This is a genomic window from Bacillus sp. FSL M8-0063 (assembly GCF_038005545.1).
Classification (GTDB): Bacteria; Bacillota; Bacilli; order Bacillales; family Bacillaceae_G; genus Bacillus_A; species Bacillus_A wiedmannii.
In genome coordinates this window covers 798,793-813,795 of the sequence record NZ_JBBOTJ010000001.1, presented here as the reverse complement: position 1 = coordinate 813,795, position 15,003 = coordinate 798,793, and the positions used below count along the sequence as shown (strand labels likewise).

Below are 15,003 nucleotides of genomic sequence, written 5' to 3'. Positions count from 1 at the left end.
AGGAACATTCATTATACAGTTGAAAAATATACGGTAAATGAAATTATAATTTGTAACGACAAAAAAGCCGCAATAATGATTGCGGCTTCTGTTACGGTTTTCTTTTATATGTCCACTGACGGTTATGATTCGCGTTATCTGGAAACTTTTCACCAGCAGTTAATTTCACCATTTGCGGATCTTTTACCATACTTCCTGTTTCACCAATTTCTACGTAAATACCATCGTTTGGCGCTTTTTGTCCAGAACGAAACCTGCGATTTTGTCCCATTTCCATTCTCCTTCCATGACGTCTTTGCCTCATTAGTATATCCATTTTAAAAGAAAGCTTTTCTGTCATGTTTAGGAAACAAGTACTACATTTCGTTCTTGTACATATACATGAATGACACAAGCTTAGGAAGGGATTTCTTTCCTATTTGTAGAAAAAAAGAAACCAACCTACTATAGGCCAGCTTCAAAGGAGAGTCAAACATATACGAGAAGATTACATGTTCATTATAAGCCTCATCATACGAGCAATGTAACCCTTTTCACAATTTGTACATAATGAAAGAAACATTGTTTGAACTTTCTAAAAAGATGTTGACTTTCCCTAATTTCCAGCGAGAAATAGTAGACACCGTAGCACTTTGCGACGTAAGATGGATATATAGTGAACTTTCCATCTTTGGTGTTCTCACCCAGTTTAACCTCTTATTTCTGCATATTAAAAACGGAAATACAGATAGAAACAAAAAAATTATTATAAGAGGTGAAATTATGAATAAACAGCATTTAATCGCATTAGACTTAGACGGCACTTTATTGACAGACAACAAAATAATTTCCACTCGAACGAAACATACAATTGCAAAAGCAAAGGAACAAGGACATATTGTCGTTATTTCAACAGGGCGTCCATTCCGTGCTAGTTTTGATTACTATAAAGAACTTGGTCTGAATACACCAATCGTAAACTTTAACGGCGCTTACGTACATCATCCTCTTGATTCAAAGTGGGGAACACATCACTCTCCCCTTGAGCTAGCAACAGCCCAAGAAATTGTCCGAGCTTGCTTTGATTTTGGCGTGAAAAATATATACGCTGAAGTAATGGATGATGTGTATGTTCGTGAAATTGATGAAGATAAAAAACATATTTTCGAATTCGGTTCTCCAAAGATTTTTACAGGAGACTTATTAAATACTTTAAACGATCATCCAACTTGCTTATTAATTGACGCACATGATGAGCATTCTAGTGCAATTCGTCAACATTTAACTGATATGCACGCTGAAGTAATCGACCATAGAAAATGGGGCGCACCTTGGCCAATTATTGAAATTGTGAAAAGCGGGTTAAATAAAGCTGTCGGATTACAAAAAATTTCTAGTCATTACAACATTCCACAAGAACGAATTATCGCTTTCGGTGATGAAGATAACGATTTTGAAATGATTGAATTTGCTGGTCATGGCATCGCAATGGGTAATGCAATTCCTGAATTAAAATCACTCGCAAATCATACGACATTAACGAATGAAGAAGATGGTATTGCGCTATATTTAGAAGAGGTTCTTGGATTATAATCTAAAAATTCCCTGCTTATAGTTTCTCGCCAAACGCTCATACTATTATTAGACGCAAAAGTCAGCGCGTCGATTGTTTTCAGCTAAATAAAGGGGGTTTTTCGAATGGGTAAAAAGAACAAATCAAAACGTTTTATCCAACAAGGAGCCGATGCTGTTATGAAGCATGATGCAAGATTCCCGTACAGAGGTACATTAGCTGAGGCAGAAAAAGCGAGAAGTAACTCTTCTTTTGGAGGGGTTTAAATGGGGAACTTACTATTCCAACAAGCTAGAGATGCCGTTGCAAATGCCGTATCTTGTTCAAGCGGTACTGAGCAACAAGATCTCGTATATAGGGCAAAAAATGCTTTGCACTCTGCTTATGCAAACTCTTCAACAGCTGAAAAAGTTCAGCTACGCGAAATGCAAGAGCAGTTGCAAAACATTACGAATTTACATTAAAAAAGAGGACCAGCTTTGGTCCTCTTTAATCTTTTCGAAATAATCCAAACACCCCGACCGTTTGCAGTACGTTTGTAAATGCACCTGGGTCCACTTGTTTAATAACCCTCTCTAATTCATACAGTTCATAACGAGTAATAACAATCATTAACATTTCCTTATTTTCATTTGTATAAGCACCTGTTGCTGGGATAGTTGTAATCCCCCTCACTAAGCGTGAATGAATCGCCTTTCGTACATCTGTCCCATTCTTCGTAACGATTAATGCTGTAATCTTCACATGCCGCGTATGAATCGCATCGATAATTCGAGTTGAAACATACAAAGTCACCAAAGTATATAATGCTTTTTCCCATCCATACACATAGCCAGCGGCGATAATGATCAGTGCATTAAAGAAGAAAAAGTACGTACCGACAGGCTTGTCTTTAATCTTTGATAAAATCATGGCGATAATATCTAAACCACCTGTAGAAGCCCCCCACTTCAACGCAATTCCTACTCCAATCGCTGAAATAATCCCGCCAAAAATCGCATTCAATATGATATCGTTCGAAACCGCCCTAACCGGGATAATTTCTAGAAACAAAGTCATAAATATAACGCAAAGAAAACTAAAGAAAGTAAAGGCCTTTCCAACCTTTTTCCACGCTAAAATAACGACGGGAATATTAAACAAACTAAACAACACCCCCGTTGATATGTGAATAGATAAAAAGTCACCTAATATTTGTGATAACAATTGAGATAATCCCGCAAAGCCACTCGCGTACACTTTCGCTGGCGTTAAAAATAAATTCATTCCAATCGCGTTTAACAAACCAGCGACGATTACAACGATTAACTTCTTTATAAGTTCGGTATAATTCAACTTCAAATCCATTTCTAATCCACCTTTATTATTCATGAATGCACTGCTATACATAGTCTTTACGAAAAAGGAAATGATAAACGTACAACGTTTAGAAATGGAGTTGATACATATGCCACATACGAGTGATAACGACAAAAAGGCACGCGATAATAACGCAAAGCGTACGCAAAAAAATGAGCAAGAACAAAAAAATATTCAGCAAGGGAAACGTGCCTATTCTAAAAAGACCGATCACCTTTGATTCCATCGTACATCAACAGTATTGTTGATGTACTTTTTTTACATTTCACAGGAAAAAACATTAAAAATTCACTTCATGTTCACTTCTATATTCTACAATAGCGATAACATATTCGGATGAGGTGTTGGCATGAGAGGGAAACACATTTTCATTATTACTGCACTAATAAGTATATTAATGCTAGCTGCTTGCGGACAAAAAAATAGCTCAGCTACAGTCGCTACGGCAACAGACTCAACCATTACGAAGAGCGACTTCGAAAAACAGTTGAAAGATCGTTACGGAAAAGACATGCTATACGAAATGATGGCACAAGACGTTATCACGAAAAAATATAAAGTATCTGACGATGATGTAGATAAAGAAGTACAAAAAGCGAAAAATCAATACGGAGATCAATTCACAGCAGTACTAGAAAACAATCGTTTAAAAGATGAAGCTGATTTCAAAAATCAAATTAAGTTCAAACTTGCTATGAATGAAGCGATTAAGAAAAGTGTTACAGAAAAAGACGTGAAAGATCACTATAAACCAGAAATTAAAGCGAGTCACATTTTAGTAAGTGACGAAAATGAAGCGAAAGAAATAAAGAAAAAATTAGATGCTGGTGCTTCATTTGAAGAACTAGCAAAACAAGAATCGCAAGATCTACTATCAAAAGAAAAAGACGGAGACCTTGGATACTTCAATTCAGGCAGAATGGCGCCTGAATTTGAAACAGCGGCCTATAAACTAAAAGTCGGACAAATTAGCAATCCCGTTAAATCAACAAACGGTTATCATATTATTAAATTAACTGATAAAAAAGAGTTAAAGCCCTATGATGAAGTGAAAGACTCTATTCGTAAAAACTTAGAAGAAGAACGTATTGCCGATCCTACATTTAGTCACAAATTACTACAAAAAGAATTAAAAAAGGCAAATATTAAAATAAATGATAGTGACTTGAAAGATACGTTTACTCTTGCGCATGAGCAAGAGAATTAAAAAAGCACCGCCTTATTTTTACAGCAAAATAAGGCGGTGCTTTTTATTTAATTTACTTCTTAAAATACGTCCAACCTTCTTCTTGATAAATCTTTTCTTCTTTCATCAACTTACCAAGCGCGCGCTTAAATGCAGCTTTACTCATGTTGAAGCGTTCTTTAATGTCTTCTGGGTGGCTCTTATCCCAAAACGGCATTGCTCCGCCTCGTTCTTCCATATATGCATAAATTACAGCAGCATCATCTTCCATTCCTTCTTCTTTACGAGGAAGAAGTGAAATGTTAATTGTACCGTCATCTTTCACGTCAATAATACGGCCCGTTACACGTTCACCGATGCGGACTTGTTCTTTTCTTTCAGTATGGTGTAAGAAAGCACGGAAATGCTCATCAGTTAGTATGAATGAACCAACTTGAAGTGAACGATACACACGTCCATTTACGTTTTTATTACGCATAGATGGTGTCGCATCTACGATAATCTCTTGCATATCACTGTCTCTTGCCGGAAGAGCGATAAGTCGATCACGATTCGTTAATTTTAACGTGCAATATAATTCGTCTCCAACTTCAGGCCATACTGGCATATAAATTGGGAACTCGTCAGCTGGGATTAGTATATCTTTTGATACACCAATATCAACAAACACACCTAAACTAGGGATAACTTCTACAACTTTTACCCAGTTCCAATCAAAAGTTGTAATAAGTGGCTCCTTCATTGTTGCTGAAACACGATTTTGATGATCAAGGTATAAGAATACATCAATCGTATCGCCTTCTTCAATTTCCCCAACTAATTCGTTTTTATGTAGGAAAATTTCTTCTTCTTCATTCCCAACCATATATCCGATTTCCGTTTCGCGTAAAACAGTTACCTGTTCAATCGCTCCTAATTGTAAATACATATTTTTTAATTCCCTTCTATATATATAAAATTAACTTTTTATATTTTTATCATTCCAAACAAAAGTTAATTATAACACGATTTTTCCTTTATTTGTCCAACTGCCCAAAATTCACTATAATAAAATGAGGTTACATAAATATAAGTATGAAAACACTTAAGTCCAGACTCGTTTTCAGCTATACTTTAGTATGTACAGTACATAAAAAGATTAGAAATTTATTTGGAGGTGCTAACTATGGCAAAAGAGAGTTCTTTTGACATCGTTTCGAAAGTAGAATTACCTGAAGTAACAAACGCAATTAACATCGCATTAAAGGAAATCCAAAACCGATATGACTTTAAAGGAAGTAAAAGTGATATTAAATTAGAAAAAGAAGTACTAGTTTTAACTTCTGACGATGAGTTCAAATTAGACCAAGTAAAAGACGTTCTAATTGCTAAACTTGTAAAACGTAACGTTCCAATTAAAAACTTGGATTACGGAAAAGTTGAAGCAGCGACTGGTAACACTGTTCGCCAACGCGCAACACTTCAACAAGGTATCGATAAAGATAACGCGAAAAAAATTAACAACATCATTAAAGAAATGAAATTAAAAGTAAAAACACAAGTACAAGATGACCAAGTACGTGTTACAGCGAAAAGCCGTGATGACTTACAAGCAGTTATCGCAGCAGTTCGCAGCGCTGACTTACCGATTGACGTACAATTTATTAACTACCGCTAAAAAGAAAAACTCCTCTAATTAGAGGAGTTTTTCTTTTTGTCATATAGGAACAATATGACAAGGACAAGAGGGTATTTACGGTGAAAATTACTGAGCGAACAGAGTCTATTCATACGAATACCTTACAGGTGACCGCGTAGTTAGACTAGGTCTCATTGTAGAATTTTTTTATACATGGAATTGAGCATGCCCTTTTAAAAATAAGGAAAAGACTTCTTAGGACGTTTCCCTTCAACTTGAATCACTTTCCTTATCAATTGAATCCCAAACCAAAGTCACCACAACTACCTCCATAAACCAAAATCTCTCTCCCTAATCAAGCGTAACAATTTATGAGTATAAGAATATTTTCCACCCTTCAATGTAATGTAAAATTAATAAGGGATCTTATTTTGTGAAAAAAAGTTAATTATAAAAGAGTTAGAAGTGGTTATTTGAAGAAATTAATAATATGTTTTTTATTGGCTATATTCTCTCTAAATATTAAAGGATGTTCTAATAATATGACTACACTAAAGGATAAATCTAATTGCATTCACAAAGCTTGGTACAAAAAACCTATGTTATGTAATAATTTAAAGAAGCACTAAATAGTTGATGATAAAGGTCATAAAAAAACACTTTAAGTTGCCTTCCTCTTACTTGAACCATCTTAATTGTAATATGGAAGGAAAAGAAGTATAAGGTGTTAATAAGGATGCAGATTTCAAAATAAAAAGTACGTTAAGTAAACTTTCATTCAAAAATTCATATTAAGTAATAATATTTTAGAATCAAGTTTATAAAAAATATTAAGAGGTTTATAAGTGTAAAACCTACGGGAACTTTTCCTGTGGGTTTTATTGTACTATAAGTATTTATTTAGCAATTATGTTTTTCGAAATATTCTTCTTTAATTATTTGTAATTTTTTTTCGTTTTTTGTTAATTCAAATATAAATAACGCTTTTTTCATGTTATTAGCAACTTTTTCTTTATTAGATTGTTTAAGCTTTAATAAATTCGAACCTTTTTCATAGTATAGTTCACCCAATAAGTATAAAGTATTTAGATTAATAGCTAATTTGATACCCTTATCAATGTATTTTTTTGCTTCTTCGTATTGATATGTGTAACTTAAACATTTTGCTAAATTATAAATGATTTTTAATTTAATTTCTTTATCTCTAGGAAAATCTAGCTTATTAAAATTATTTAAACATCTTTTTAATATATTAATACTCTCTTTATATTCTTTATTTTCTGCATGAAATATAGCCATTGTCTGCATAATATCTATTTCTCTCTCTGTTAAAAAATCAATATTCGTTACAGTTATTTTTAATGCATTATTTAAAAGAGTTAAAGCCGTTTTTATTGAGTTATTCACACGATATATAGCAATTGCTTCATGCCATATTAGAAATTGTTTATCTTCTTTTATTCGAAAATTATTTAAGTTTTTTTCTTTTGTTACTATTTCATAAAGCTCTTTATATTGATGTTGTCTTATGCAATCCTTCATTACGCATTTTACATTTTCTATATATTTAAATTTTTTGTTTTGAGTTAGTGCAAATATATTATTTGGATCAATACCAAGTCTTTCTGATAATTGATATAACAATATGCTAGATGGATAAATCACACCTTTTTCGATCTTGCTAATTTGACTTTGTGAACATATTCCATGACATAATTCGGATTGTGATATATTTTTTTTCATTCTAAGTTCTTTAATGGTAATACCCAAATCGTAAAATTCCATTTTTCCTCCTCAAATATAGCTCTCAATGAGTATCAGAATATTTTTCACCCTTTAATGTAATGTAAAATTAGTATAGTTGCAATTGTTGTTTGTTCTATAGGTCTTTTCACTTCTTTGCTCAGCTGCATTTCAAGGCGATAGCACTCCACACAAAAACAGGCTAGGGAGAAAGTTTTCTCCCTAGCCTGGGAATACCTCTCATTAGAGGCCTTTTCATACTCCTTAAAAGCAACGCCTTACCTTAAACTGAAGACGAGCTACTAAAGAACAACGCGACTCATTTCCGTCTCTTTTTAACCGCAAGTGAACTACCCACCACTTAATACCTCTTACGAGCTTACCCCGAGTGGGGGCTTCTCGGTTCATCGCTACTTTTGATAGCTAACGAATTTGTCCTAGGACAGCCGAGCTAACTCCCTTGTTCCAAAGGTTATTTTGTTACTATTTATGCCAACACTAATAAGCGAATGGCTTCCTTTTTGATATTGATCGCTGCATTATAATCACGGCCAATTGTGAGTCCACACAAACACGCATACATGCGTTCACATAATGGCATTTCTTTTTTATTTCCACAATTACTACACATCTTTGTAGAAGGAAACCATTTATCTATTTTTACAAGCTGTTTCCCTTGTTCTTGTAGCTTATATGCTAAAAATGTCGTGAACATCCTCCAACCGTTGTCCGCTACACTCTTACCAAATCTAAATGCTCGTGACATTCCTTTCATATGTAAGTCTTCGATTGCTACAACGTCAAAACTCGTAGCTAATTCCTTAGACTTATGATGAAGAAAATTTTTACGTTGATTGGCGACCTTTTCATGCAATTTCACTACATGAATGCGTTGTTTCTTCCAGCGCTCTGAACCTTTCACACGTCTTGCTAATACTCGTTGTGTCTTCGCTAATTTCTCTAACCTCTGACGATAAAAGCGAGGATAATTGGCTTTCTCATCTTCGCTACTCACATACAATTCAGCCATTGCGAAGTCTAATCCAACTACACTTTGTACTTCTTTTTGTACAATCTCTTTTTCATATTCAGTCAAGATGGACACATAGTATTTACCAGTAGGTGTCATCGAAATCGTACACGATTTGATGATATGTTTTGGCGGGATTTCTCTATGTTGCTTCAGTTTCACCATTTTCAACTTTGGTAATTTGATATAACCATGAAATAACATAATATTTCCGTTTACTCGATTCGTTGTATAGGATTTTCTACTCTTTTTACTTTTGAATGTAGGAAAATCACTTTGACCACTAAAAAAATTCTTATACGCAGTTTGCAAGTTTAATTGCGCGTTGGCCAATGCCAATGAATCAACTTCTTTCAACCATTCATATTCTGTCTTATATTTTGCAGGAGTAGGGATTTTTTTCTTTAGTTCTTCCTTGTCCTCTTTATATTTTTCATATACTTCTATTCGTTCAGCCAGCATTTTGTTATACACAAAACGTACACACCCGAATGTTTTTCGTATGAGATGTGCTTGTTCTTCTGTTGGGTACAGACGAAATTTATACGCCTTATTCTGCTTTGGCATATCCATTCACCTCATTTTCCATAAGCTATGACGGTGATCACACAACCTGAACACTACAAGATTATTATCTACTTTCATTGTTATACCAAAATTCCCCTCTTATAAGACTGATTATATCAGAGGCAAAATAAATAGGAAAACCAAATGTTTGGCTACGCCAAACCGAAATTCATCTCCCACCTGCCGCTAGACTATCGTCTTTCACGCGCCTGAGGAAGGAGACTTCTTTCGGATATATGTTAAAAACGCAATAAACAATACGTTCACACCGACGATTAAAGAGATAAATAACCAATTCACACCTGTTTCTCCATTAACTTTATACACATTTGATTCTTCGCGCTTTAGAACGAGATAAAACTTTCCTTTTTCTTCTCTTATAATTTCATCTTCTAACAATCCTTTTAACTCTTGTTTTTCACCAATCACACTTACAGGTAAAGCAACTTTTTGTGTTTCTTTCGTATTATTAATCGCTACTACTGTCACTTCATCTTTATACTTTCGTTTTAGTACACTCATTCCATCTTTATCATACAAAAGCTCAAACGTACCGCGTCGTAAAGACGGTCTCGTTTGTCTCAGTTCACCGAGTTTCGTTATGTGTTGCATAAATTTCTCATCTGATTTGAAATCCATTAATCGTCTATTATCCGGTGTATCTCCTCCATCTAATGCAATTTCAGTCCCGTAATAAAAATTCGGAATGCCTGGTGCTGTTAATAAATATGTAAGAGCTAGTTTCAAACGAGATGGCGGATAATTCATATTCTCTTTTGCAATACGGGCAAACCTTTTTGTATCTTGATTATCTAAAAATGTAACGGATTCCCCTTCTTTTTTACTCACATCATATAAAGGTTTCACCGATACATCCACTTTAGAAAAAGATTCTACTATTTTTTCGTTATATTCACTATCTTCCTCTGTCATAATACGAAAATCTTTCTTTATCGCTTGCATATCTTTTTGCACGTCATCCCAGAAAGAACGCGACATTTTTTCACTATGCATCACATAGCTTCCATCTAAATCAACTTCTTTGATCCACCATTTCATCGCGTCAATGACTTGTTGTTCGTTTTCTCCAAGCGGAAATTGAAGTACAACTTTTATTCCTTTTGCGTGCGCTTCTTGTACAAATTCTTTCACATCATTTTCTGTTCCAAAATGTTCATTTACCTTTTGAAAATTGTGCACGTCTAACCCATCGTACTTTCCACTTTCAAAAAGTGGAGAAAGCATAACAGCGGTAAAGCCCATTTCTTTTATGTAATCCAGTCTTTTTATAGTCCCTCTTATATCTCCGCCCTGATATCCTTCTAAATTACCAACTTCTAACTGCTTGTCATTTTTCGGTTCTCCATTATTAAAGCGATCAATCATAATGGAATATATAACTTCGTCTCTCCACTCTCTTTTTCCGTCTGCAAACGTATGTATTGGTACAAATAAGACGACAGCTAAACAAAAACAAATGAATAGTTTCCTAGTCCGTATTTTTCCCACACGCATCCCCCATGTTTTTTAATTATAAGAATATTATACCAATTTTCCGAACAAATCGCATATGTTGATTTCTTTCTCCTCAAAATACTTCATGTTAGATTTTCTAACATGAAGTATAAATTTTCTGAATTTTTAGTTGATTTTTCATTTCATTTCGAATATGATATAAAACATAACAAGTTGATGTTATTATTTCTAACATTACAGGAGGAGAGAGAATGAATATGGGAGATACGGTTTTTATGTTTGTAACGACAGTAATGGTCATGTTAATGACACCAGGATTGGCACTTTTTTACGGGGGCATGGTTCGCAGTAAAAACGTACTCAGTACGACAATGCATAGCTATAGCGCAATGGCTATCGTTTCGATTCAGTGGATTGTGATCGGCTATTCTTTATCATTCGGACCAGACTGGCACGGACTTATCGGTACACTCGATTGGTTCGGTTTAAACGGCGTTACCTACGCACCAAATCCAGACTACTCATCTACTATTCCTCACAATTTATTTATGATGTTCCAACTCATGTTCGCTATTTTAACTCCCGCTTTAATTTCAGGTGCATTCGCCGAAAGAATGCGATTTTCTGCTTTCCTTATTTTCATCCTTCTATGGACAACAATCGTTTACAATCCTGTCGCTCATTGGGTATGGGGCGTTGGTGGATGGCTAAGAGAACTTGGCGCGTTAGACTTCGCTGGTGGTAACGTCGTTCATATTACATCTGGCGTGGCCGGCCTTGTATTAGCCATTTTTCTTGGAAAACGAAAAAATATAAACGGTACTTCTCCTCACCATTTACCATTCACAATGTTAGGCGCAGGCTTACTATGGTTCGGCTGGTTCGGTTTTAACGTCGGAAGTGCATTATCTTTAAACGACGTAGCTTTAACTGCATTTATTAATACAAATATAGCCGCTGCTGCCTCTGCATTAACTTGGATGCTTTCAGAATGGTTCTTCCAATCAAAACCGACTGCGATGGGAGCTGCTTGTGGTGTAGTTTCCGGTCTAGTCGCTATTACACCAGCTTGCGGGTTCGTTACACCTTTCTCCGCTCTTCTTATCGGAGCAATTGGCGGCGTATTATGCTTCGGCGCAGTCTTCTTCTTAAAAATGAAATGCGGATACGACGATACACTTGATGCATTCGGATGCCACGGTATCGGCGGAACTTGGGGCGGTATTGCAACAGGACTATTTGCAACTACTGCTGTAAACAGTGATGGCGCGAACGGATTATTTTACGGAAACGCCGCTTTACTGTTCAAACAACTGGTAGCAATCGGCGCAACATATGCATTCACGATCATCATGACGTATGCCATTATTAAAATAATTAACTTCTTCCTCCCTGTTCGGGTAGATGAACACGAAGAACATATGGGACTTGATATTTCGATGCACGGAGAGAAAGCTTACGAGTACACTGAGCGGGTGAACTAAAAAAGAGATGCAGTCTATTAGTAGTAGATTGCATCTCTTTTTATTGTACTTGTCAGCGTTAGATACCCCACCTAGTATTCCAGTGAATATATCGACGATTTTTTAAATATATCGATTTACCAATAAATTCCTACATGACGAAACTGAAGAATACTCCGGTATAACTTACGAATCACCATACTTACTTTTATTCAAACTTAATATAATAAGAAACGCAATCGCTATTACAGCTAAAAAGCGAACTGGATTAAACAGTATTCCTACCGTTTCATTAAAACGATGATAAATAAAAGGAATCACCTCAAGTACCATTAGCCCCATCGCAATTTGAAACGTCTCAGCCATCGCTTTATTTTTTATAAACGCAGCGCGCTCATCACCTTGTTTCCCAATCGCTATAAACATTTTTATAATAGCAAACACTACAAATAAAAAGACGACCGCTTAACAGTCGTCTTTTCCTATTTATTTCGGAGCATTTCCCACATATTGCGTAATATCAACATTTAAAGATTGTGCTAAACGCATTCCGTAATCGTGATCTGCACGGAAGAAGTTACAAATAGCTAGTAATTTCGTGCGCTCATTTACGTCTTTTAAGTCATTTGTTAAGTTTGCAATTAAATTGTCTTGCTCTTCTTTAGAGAATGAACGATAACGCTCACCTGCTTGTTTGAAATCATTTGGTTTATCAATTTTTTCACGAGATACATAACCTTCTACTTTCATAGTTGAATCGCGGTAAGTCGGGTCTTCAACTGGATTTTCAGTATGACGGCTCGGTTCGTAGTTAATTGTAGATGGATTTTGATTTATTTGCATCGCACCATCACGTTGTTGGTTATGAACAGCTGCGTACGGGCAGTTTACAGGAATTTGTAAGTAGTTCGCACCAAGACGGTAACGCTGTGTATCTGGATAAGAGAATAAACGACCTTGTAATAATTTATCTTCAGATGGTTCAATACCATTTACAGTTGCACTTGGAGAAAATGCCACTTGTTCTACTTCTGTGAAGAAGTTTTTCGGGTTACGATTTAACGTCATCGTCCCTACTTCCATTAATGGGAAGCGATCTTCTGGCCATACTTTCGTCGGATCTAATGGATCGAAATCTAAAGAATCCGTTTCCTCTAGTTGCATCACTTGTACGTGTAAATCCCACTTCGGATAGTTTCCTTTTTCGATTGCATCGAACAAGTCACGAGTTGCATGGTTGAAGTCTTTTCCTTGTACTTCTTGCACTTCTTTTGCACTTAAGTTACGTACACTTTGCTGTGGTTTCCAGTGATATTTAATATAGACGATTTTACCTTCTGCATTAATCCATTTAAATGAATGGACACCGAAACCTTCCATTTCGCGATAGCTTGCTGGTGTACCGTAATCAGAAAATACCCACGTCATCATATGTGTAGATTCCGGACTTAACGTCATGAAGTCCCAGTAACGATCTGGTGTTTGAACATTTGTATCAGGTGCTGGTTTTAAAGAATGCACCATATCAGGGAATTTAATTGCATCACGAATGAAAAAGACCGGTAGATGGTTCCCTACGATATCGTAATTTCCTTCCTCTGTATAAAATTTAACAGCGAACCCGCGTGGATCACGAGCTGTTTCCGGAGAACCTTGACCATGAATAACCGTTGAGAAACGAACAAATACAGGCGTTTCAGTTCCTTCATTTTGTAAAAATGCTGCTTTCGTATATTGCTTCATGCTGTTTTTCGTTACGAATACACCGTGAGCACCTGCACCACGTGCATGCACAACACGCTCTGGAATACGTTCACGATCAAAGTGAGCCAGTTTTTCTACTAAATGATAGTCTTCTAATAATACCGGTCCACGGCGACCTGCTGTACGAGAATTTTGGTTGTCTCCAACTGGAGCACCTTGGTTTGTTGTTAAGCGATTATTTGGATTCATCTAGGGGGATCCTCCTCTTTCTTTCATAGTAATTATTATTTATTTAAAATTATTATAAACTAATTATTATTCAAAACTAAATTCTTGTCAACTATTTCCTTCATTTTTTTGGAAACAACTTCAGCTAAACAATCGATAAATACAGGTTGTGAATTTGGCATATTTGGTCTAAAATATGCCAAATTCAACTCATCAGTTACAACTTTACATTCGTAATCATTGTCATATAAAACTTCTAAATGCGCTGCGACAAAGCCAACTGGGCAATATATGAAAGATTCATATCCATGCTCTTCATATAAATCTCTCGTTAAATCTTGCACATCTGGACCAATCCATGGATCAGGCGTATTTCCGGCACTTTGCCAACCCGTTGTATAGTTTTGAATATTGGCAGCCCCCGCAATTAAATCTGCTGTATGCTGCAATTGCTTCACATAAGGGTCCCCTGCTGAAATAATTTTCTCTGGCAAACTATGTGCTGAAAAAATTACGACTGCTTTCTCTTTATCTTCAATCTTTGTAAATGTTTCTTTTATTTGATCTGCCCAATAGGAAATAAATTTCGGTTCATCGTACCATTGTTCAATTGGTTCAATAACAGGGCCACCGATTTCTTTTGAAAGACGAATAGCACGGTCATTATACGCTTTAATGCTAAATGTAGAATAATGCGGCGCTAATACGATACTAATCGCTTGCTCAATTCCATCTTCTTTCATCTCTTCTACTGCATCTTCTATAAATGGAGCGATATGTTTTAAGCCTACATAACAAGTAAATTCATACTCTGTAAACATATTATTCATTGCATCTGTTAATTTATGCGCTTGCTCTTTCGTAATTTTTGCAAGTGGTGAAATTCCGCCAATCGCTTTATAGCGCCCGATTAAGTCTTGGAGCGCTTCTTCTGAAGGTTTACGCCCGTGGCGAATATGTGTGTAGTATGCTTCTACATCATCTAATGATTCTGGCGTTCCATACGCCATTACGAGTAAACCTATTTTTTTCTTTGTCATCTATATAACACCTCAATTTTATAAATGAGAATCTTTT

General features: G+C 35.7%; 16 protein-coding genes. 7 read left to right on the top strand and 9 right to left on the bottom strand.

Features of this window, described 5'->3' with window-relative positions; translation table 11 throughout:
• Positions 1 to 91: 91 nt before the first annotated feature.
• Entirely contained in the window at positions 92 to 271 is a 180-nt protein-coding gene (locus tag MKX31_RS04120) for a YjzC family protein (protein WP_000531420.1), read from the bottom strand.
• A gap of 491 nt (positions 272 to 762) precedes the next feature.
• Between MKX31_RS04120 and MKX31_RS04115 the strand changes: the two genes are divergently transcribed.
• The 3 genes from MKX31_RS04115 (at position 763) to MKX31_RS04105 (ending at position 2,016) form a co-directional block, all read left to right on the top strand.
• Positions 763 to 1,572 carry a Cof-type HAD-IIB family hydrolase gene (locus tag MKX31_RS04115; RefSeq protein WP_071721617.1) on the top strand — a complete coding sequence of 270 codons (810 nt, stop codon included), beginning with the start codon at positions 763 to 765 and terminating at the stop codon, positions 1,570 to 1,572.
• Positions 1,573 to 1,677: 105 nt separating this feature from the next.
• Positions 1,678 to 1,818: a hypothetical protein gene (locus MKX31_RS04110; protein ID WP_000516816.1), complete on the top strand. Its 141-nt coding sequence runs from the start codon at positions 1,678 to 1,680 to the stop codon at positions 1,816 to 1,818.
• Complete coding sequence (locus MKX31_RS04105) at positions 1,819 to 2,016, top strand: DUF3813 domain-containing protein (RefSeq protein ID WP_000527398.1); 198 nt, start codon at positions 1,819 to 1,821, stop codon at positions 2,014 to 2,016.
• Positions 2,017 to 2,041: 25 nt separating this feature from the next.
• Here the strand turns inward: MKX31_RS04105 and MKX31_RS04100 are convergent, their stop codons facing one another.
• Positions 2,042 to 2,899, bottom strand: coding sequence for a YitT family protein (locus tag MKX31_RS04100; RefSeq protein WP_064476823.1), 858 nt, complete (start codon positions 2,897 to 2,899; stop codon positions 2,042 to 2,044).
• Between the two features lie 100 nt (positions 2,900 to 2,999).
• On the opposite strand from MKX31_RS04100, the gene MKX31_RS04095 reads away from it, so the two are divergent.
• Positions 3,000 to 3,131, top strand: coding sequence for a DUF3941 domain-containing protein (locus MKX31_RS04095; RefSeq protein ID WP_001120851.1), 132 nt, complete (start codon positions 3,000 to 3,002; stop codon positions 3,129 to 3,131).
• Between the two features lie 129 nt (positions 3,132 to 3,260).
• Positions 3,261 to 4,118, top strand: a complete 858-nt coding sequence (prsA, locus tag MKX31_RS04090) for a peptidylprolyl isomerase PrsA (protein WP_064476824.1) — start codon at positions 3,261 to 3,263, stop codon at positions 4,116 to 4,118.
• Positions 4,119 to 4,170: 52 nt separating this feature from the next.
• Here the strand turns inward: prsA and MKX31_RS04085 are convergent, their stop codons facing one another.
• Positions 4,171 to 5,025, bottom strand: a complete 855-nt coding sequence (locus MKX31_RS04085) for a CvfB family protein (RefSeq protein ID WP_064476825.1) — start codon at positions 5,023 to 5,025, stop codon at positions 4,171 to 4,173.
• 237 nt (positions 5,026 to 5,262) lie between these two features.
• On the opposite strand from MKX31_RS04085, the gene MKX31_RS04080 reads away from it, so the two are divergent.
• The gene (locus MKX31_RS04080) at positions 5,263 to 5,754 is read left to right on the top strand and encodes a YajQ family cyclic di-GMP-binding protein (RefSeq protein ID WP_061678717.1); all 492 of its coding nucleotides are present in this window, start codon (positions 5,263 to 5,265) and stop codon (positions 5,752 to 5,754) included.
• A gap of 861 nt (positions 5,755 to 6,615) precedes the next feature.
• Here the strand turns inward: MKX31_RS04080 and MKX31_RS04075 are convergent.
• From MKX31_RS04075 to MKX31_RS04065, 3 genes are all read right to left on the bottom strand, one after another.
• A complete protein-coding gene (locus MKX31_RS04075; RefSeq protein ID WP_088048320.1) occupies positions 6,616 to 7,500 on the bottom strand; it encodes a helix-turn-helix domain-containing protein in 885 nt (294 codons plus the stop codon).
• 445 nt (positions 7,501 to 7,945) lie between these two features.
• On the bottom strand, positions 7,946 to 9,055 hold the full coding sequence (locus MKX31_RS04070; protein WP_445661302.1) for an RNA-guided endonuclease TnpB family protein: 1,110 nt from the start codon (positions 9,053 to 9,055) through the stop codon (positions 7,946 to 7,948).
• 201 nt (positions 9,056 to 9,256) lie between these two features.
• On the bottom strand, positions 9,257 to 10,570 hold the full coding sequence (locus tag MKX31_RS04065) for an alpha-amylase family glycosyl hydrolase (RefSeq protein WP_149173340.1): 1,314 nt from the start codon (positions 10,568 to 10,570) through the stop codon (positions 9,257 to 9,259).
• Between the two features lie 212 nt (positions 10,571 to 10,782).
• Here MKX31_RS04065 and MKX31_RS04060 point away from each other — a divergent pair, with 212 nt between their 5' ends.
• Positions 10,783 to 12,015, top strand: coding sequence for an ammonium transporter (locus MKX31_RS04060; RefSeq protein WP_064476828.1), 1,233 nt, complete (start codon positions 10,783 to 10,785; stop codon positions 12,013 to 12,015).
• A gap of 165 nt (positions 12,016 to 12,180) precedes the next feature.
• Here the strand turns inward: MKX31_RS04060 and MKX31_RS04055 are convergent, their stop codons facing one another.
• From MKX31_RS04055 to hemH, 3 genes are read right to left on the bottom strand one after another with little or no spacing between them, the layout of a single operon-like run.
• Positions 12,181 to 12,420 carry a hypothetical protein gene (locus MKX31_RS04055; RefSeq protein WP_240368429.1) on the bottom strand — a complete coding sequence of 80 codons (240 nt, stop codon included), beginning with the start codon at positions 12,418 to 12,420 and terminating at the stop codon, positions 12,181 to 12,183.
• Between the two features lie 60 nt (positions 12,421 to 12,480).
• Positions 12,481 to 13,947, bottom strand: coding sequence for a catalase KatB (gene katB / locus MKX31_RS04050; protein WP_340980079.1), 1,467 nt, complete (start codon positions 13,945 to 13,947; stop codon positions 12,481 to 12,483).
• Positions 13,948 to 14,006: 59 nt separating this feature from the next.
• Positions 14,007 to 14,966: a ferrochelatase gene (gene hemH, locus MKX31_RS04045; protein ID WP_064476831.1), complete on the bottom strand. Its 960-nt coding sequence runs from the start codon at positions 14,964 to 14,966 to the stop codon at positions 14,007 to 14,009.
• Between the last annotated feature and the right edge of the window lie 37 nt (positions 14,967 to 15,003).

Excerpts from the sequence above, each read along its gene's own strand:
- MKX31_RS04120 (WP_000531420.1), bottom strand. The coding sequence starts at position 271 with ATGGGACAAAATCGCAGGTTTCGTTCTGGACAAAAAGCGCCAAACGAT.
- MKX31_RS04115 (WP_071721617.1), top strand. The coding sequence starts at position 763 with ATGAATAAACAGCATTTAATCGCATTAGACTTAGACGGCACTTTATTG.
- MKX31_RS04110 (WP_000516816.1), top strand. The coding sequence starts at position 1,678 with ATGGGTAAAAAGAACAAATCAAAACGTTTTATCCAACAAGGAGCCGAT.
- MKX31_RS04105 (WP_000527398.1), top strand. The coding sequence starts at position 1,819 with ATGGGGAACTTACTATTCCAACAAGCTAGAGATGCCGTTGCAAATGCC.
- MKX31_RS04100 (WP_064476823.1), bottom strand. The coding sequence starts at position 2,899 with ATGGATTTGAAGTTGAATTATACCGAACTTATAAAGAAGTTAATCGTT.
- MKX31_RS04095 (WP_001120851.1), top strand. The coding sequence starts at position 3,000 with ATGCCACATACGAGTGATAACGACAAAAAGGCACGCGATAATAACGCA.
- prsA (WP_064476824.1), top strand. The coding sequence starts at position 3,261 with ATGAGAGGGAAACACATTTTCATTATTACTGCACTAATAAGTATATTA.
- MKX31_RS04085 (WP_064476825.1), bottom strand. The coding sequence starts at position 5,025 with ATGTATTTACAATTAGGAGCGATTGAACAGGTAACTGTTTTACGCGAA.
- MKX31_RS04080 (WP_061678717.1), top strand. The coding sequence starts at position 5,263 with ATGGCAAAAGAGAGTTCTTTTGACATCGTTTCGAAAGTAGAATTACCT.
- MKX31_RS04075 (WP_088048320.1), bottom strand. The coding sequence starts at position 7,500 with ATGGAATTTTACGATTTGGGTATTACCATTAAAGAACTTAGAATGAAA.
- MKX31_RS04070 (WP_445661302.1), bottom strand. The coding sequence starts at position 9,055 with ATGCCAAAGCAGAATAAGGCGTATAAATTTCGTCTGTACCCAACAGAA.
- MKX31_RS04065 (WP_149173340.1), bottom strand. The coding sequence starts at position 10,570 with ATGCGTGTGGGAAAAATACGGACTAGGAAACTATTCATTTGTTTTTGT.
- MKX31_RS04060 (WP_064476828.1), top strand. The coding sequence starts at position 10,783 with ATGAATATGGGAGATACGGTTTTTATGTTTGTAACGACAGTAATGGTC.
- MKX31_RS04055 (WP_240368429.1), bottom strand. The coding sequence starts at position 12,420 with ATGTTTATAGCGATTGGGAAACAAGGTGATGAGCGCGCTGCGTTTATA.
- katB (WP_340980079.1), bottom strand. The coding sequence starts at position 13,947 with ATGAATCCAAATAATCGCTTAACAACAAACCAAGGTGCTCCAGTTGGA.
- hemH (WP_064476831.1), bottom strand. The coding sequence starts at position 14,966 with ATGACAAAGAAAAAAATAGGTTTACTCGTAATGGCGTATGGAACGCCA.